We start from the raw sequence: 4,212 nt of genomic DNA, 5'->3' as shown, positions 1-4,212 counted from the left end.
CAGGTCGGAACTTACCCGACAAGGAATTTCGCTACCTTAGGACCGTTATAGTTACGGCCGCCGTTTACCGGGGCTTCAGTTCAATGCTTCACCTTGCGGATAACATCTCCCTTTAACCTTCCGGCACCGGGCAGGTGTCAGGCCCTATACGTCATCTTTCGATTTGGCAGAGCCCTGTGTTTTTGATAAACAGTCGCCTGGACCTATTCACTGCGGCTCCCCAAAGGGGAGCGACCCTTCTCCCGAAGTTACGGGTCCATTTTGCCTAGTTCCTTGACCATGAATCTCTCGAGCGCCTTAGAATTCTCATCCCAACCACCTGTGTCGGTTTACGGTACGGGCCGCAATGCTCGCTTTTCTTGGAGGCACCTACGCTGGATTATCACCGCGGCCGTGGCCTTGGTGTACTATCCCCGAAGGTTCAACGCACTATTCCGTCTGTGCGCACCAACTCCGGTGCCCCGTCACTTTTGTCGCATTGCGGGTAGCGGAATATTAACCGCTTGTCCATCCACTGCCCCTTCCGGGTTCGTGTTAGGTCCCGACTGACCCCCGGCTGATTAGCATGGCCGGGGAAACCTTGGTCTTTCGGCGTGCGGGTTTCTCGCCCGCATTATCGTTACTTATGCCTACATTTTCGTTTCCATACGCTCCACGGGACCTCGCAGGCCCGCTTCAACGCAGAATGGAATGCTCCCCTACCCATCTTTCGATGCCATGGCTTCGGTAATGTGCTTATGCCCGATCATTATCCATGCGGAACCGCTCGACCAGTGAGCTGTTACGCACTCTTTAAATGAATGGCTGCTTCCAAGCCAACATCCTGGCTGTCTGTGCAGTTCCACCGCGTTTTGTCAACTTAGCACATATTTGGGGACCTTAGCCGATGGTCCGGGTTCTTTCCCTCTCGGACATGGACCTTAGCACCCATGCCCTCACTGCTGTGAAACATTATATAGCATTCGGAGTTTGTCAGGGATTGGTAGGCGGTGAAGCCCCCGCACCCAATCAGTAGCTCTACCTCTATATAACTTGACACAACGCTGCACCTAAATGCATTTCGGGGAGTACGAGCTATTTCCGAGCTTGATTGGCCTTTCACCCCTACCCACAGGTCATCCCAAGACTTTTCAACGTCAACGGGTTCGGTCCTCCACTATGTGTTACCACAGCTTCAACCTGCCCATGGGTAGATCGCACGGTTTCGCGTCTACTACTACTGACTATGGGCGCCCTGTTCAGACTCGCTTTCGCTACGGCTGCGCACCTGAGGTGCTTAACCTTGCCAGTAAAAGTAACTCGTAGGCTCATTATGCAAAAGGCACGCCGTCACCCTAATGGGCTCCGACCGCTTGTAGGCGTATGGTTTCAGGGTCTTTTTCACTCCCTTGTTCAGGGTTCTTTTCACCTTTCCCTCACGGTACTGGTCCACTATCGGTCTCTCAGGAGTATTTAGTCTTGGCGGATGGTCCCGCCGGATTCACACAGGGTTTCACGTGCCCCGCGCTACTCAGGATACCACTATCGGTAACGCTCTTTGCCTGTACCGGGCTATCACCGTCTACGGCCCCTCTTTCCAAAGGGTTCCAGTTCATCGCGCACCGAATCACGTGGTCCTACAACCCCAACATTGCCGGAACAACATTGGTTTGGACTAATCCGATTTCGCTCGCCACTACTCTCGGAATCACTTTTGTTTTCTCTTCCTCCGCCTACTTAGATGTTTCAGTTCAGCGGGTTAGCCCCCTTGCGGGTGACAGGCCTTCAACCTGCCGGGTTGCCCCATTCGGACACCCACGGATCAATGCTCATGTGCAGCTCCCCGTGGATTTTCGCAGCTTATCACGTCCTTCGTCGCCTCTGAGAGCCTAGGCATCCCCCATACGCCCTTCTCTTGCTTGTCAGCACCTGTGCATATCGCACAAATGCCCTCGTAATCCTTGTATTCTATTCTACTTCGTGTTTCTTCTTTGACTTCGCCATGATGGATAAAATCCATCACGCTCCGTCCCAATATGTCAATGAACCTGTGGCGGGCAGCCAACAGCAAAAAAAATCGCCGTGGACAGCTCTGTGCCGTAGTGGAGAATACCGGAGTCGAACCGGTGACCTCCTGCGTGCAAGGCAGGCGCTCTAGCCAGCTGAGCTAATTCCCCATATACCAGTAGTTGGTACATAGCAGCCTGTAGTTAGAAAACACTGAACTACCTTCTCAACTTCTAGATTTTCCTTTCAATATTCAATGAACTTTTCAAAGCGCAAGAAAACCCACAGCTTCAAAATTTTCGAGCACAGCTCGAAACAGTAGTCTCAGGCAGACTCGAACTGCCGACCTCTACATTATCAGTGTAGCGCTCTAACCAGCTGAGCTATGAGACTGTTTGGCCTGTTGTTGCCAGTATTGGAAAACATATCATAAGACAGCATAAAGGAAAAAGAGACCACCAGACCAAGGACCGGGAAAATCCGGCCGTCCATCTCTAGAAAGGAGGTGTTCCAGCCGCACCTTCCGGTACGGCTACCTTGTTACGACTTAGCCCTAGTTACCGATTTTGCCCTAGGCCGCTCCTTGCGGTGACGGACTTCAGGCACTCCCGGCTTCCATGGCTTGACGGGCGGTGTGTACAAGGCCCGGGAACGTATTCACCGGATCATGGCTGATATCCGATTACTAGCGATTCCAGCTTCACGGGGTCGAGTTGCAGACCCCGATCCGAACTGTGACCGGTTTTATAGATCCGCGCCCCCTTGCGGGGTGGCTTCCCTCTGTACCGGCCATTGTAGCACGTGTGTGGCCCAGGACGTAAGGGCCGTGATGATTTGACGTCATCCCCACCTTCCTCACGGTTTGCACCGGCAGTCCCGTTAGAGTCCCCATCTTTACATGCTGGCAACTAACGGCAGGGGTTGCGCTCGTTATAGGACTTAACCTGACACCTCACGGCACGAGCTGACGACAACCATGCAGCACCTTGCAGGCAGTCCGAAGAAAAGAATATCTCTACTCTATGCAGCCTGCATTTAAGCCCTGGTAAGGTTCCTCGCGTATCATCGAATTAAACCACATGCTCCACCGCTTGTGCGGGCCCCCGTCAATTCCTTTGAGTTTCATTCTTGCGAACGTACTCCCCAGGTGGGACACTTATCACTTTCGCTTGGCCACGGAGACCGAAGTCCCCACAGCTAGTGTCCATCGTTTACGGCGTGGACTACCGGGGTATCTAATCCCGTTCGCTACCCACGCTTTCGTCCATCAGCGTCAGTACGTTGTTGGTCACCTGCCTTCGCGATCGGTGTTCTATGTGATATCTATGCATTTCACCGCTACACCACATGTTCCGGCAACCCCACAACGACTCAAGACCTACAGTATCAAAGGCAGTCCCACGGTTGAGCCGTGGCCTTTCACCCCTGACTTATAGGCCCGCCTACGGACCCTTTAAACCCAATGATTCCGGATAACGCTCGGACCCTCCGTATTACCGCGGCTGCTGGCACGGAGTTAGCCGGTCCTTATTCTTACGGTACCGTCAGCTACCTTCACGAAGGTAGGTTTCTTCCCGTATAAAAGCAGTTTACAACCCATAGGGCAGTCATCCTGCACGCGGCATGGCTGGATCAGTCTTCCGACCATTGTCCAATATTCCTCACTGCTGCCTCCCGTAGGAGTCTGGTCCGTGTCTCAGTACCAGTGTGGGGGATCCCCCTCTCAGGGCCCCTAACCATCGTTGCCTTGGTAAGCCGTTACCCCACCAACCAGCTAATGGTACGCATGGCCATCCCTGTCCGATAAATCTTTAATCCATATACCATGCAGTACATGGATACCATGGGGCATTAATCCAAATTTCTCTGGGCTATTCCCCTGACAGGGGCAGGTTCCATACGCGTTCCGCACCCGTGCGCCGGTCGCCACCAGATTGCAAGCAATCCGTGATGCCCCTCGACTTGCATGTGTTAGGCCTGCCGCTAGCGTTCATCCTGAGCCAGGATCAAACTCTTCATTGTCAGTCTTTATATAATTTATAAACAAACCGAACAATCCTTGAGCCCTTGACGTCAAAATGGTTCTTTATTCTCTTTACGCTGTCTATACAATATGTCAAATGAACTTCTTCAATAAAACAGAAAAAAAATTGGCCCTCATGACCAAATATCCCCTCCGTCAACACCCAGCCTTATCAGCTAAGCGGGTGCAAATATAAAGAGGTT

Annotated in this window: 2 tRNA genes and 2 rRNA genes; all 4 read right to left on the bottom strand. The window is 52.5% G+C overall.

Annotated elements, in window-relative coordinates:
* A 23S ribosomal RNA gene (locus HJC33_RS01260) occupies positions 1-1,904 on the bottom strand; the annotation flags it as partial.
* Positions 1,905-2,082: 178 nt separating this feature from the next.
* A tRNA-Ala gene (locus HJC33_RS01255) sits at positions 2,083-2,156 on the bottom strand.
* Positions 2,157-2,305: 149 nt separating this feature from the next.
* Positions 2,306-2,379 (bottom strand) — tRNA-Ile (locus tag HJC33_RS01250).
* Between the two features lie 105 nt (positions 2,380-2,484).
* A 16S ribosomal RNA gene (locus tag HJC33_RS01245) occupies positions 2,485-4,008 on the bottom strand.
* Between the last annotated feature and the right edge of the window lie 204 nt (positions 4,009-4,212).

The organism is Flagellimonas amphidinii, assembly GCF_013090115.1.
Taxonomy (GTDB): domain Bacteria; phylum Bacteroidota; class Bacteroidia; order Flavobacteriales; family Flavobacteriaceae; genus Flagellimonas; species Flagellimonas amphidinii.
The sequence above is the reverse complement of the archived record's forward strand: the minus strand, read 5'-3'. Positions and strand labels throughout refer to the sequence as shown.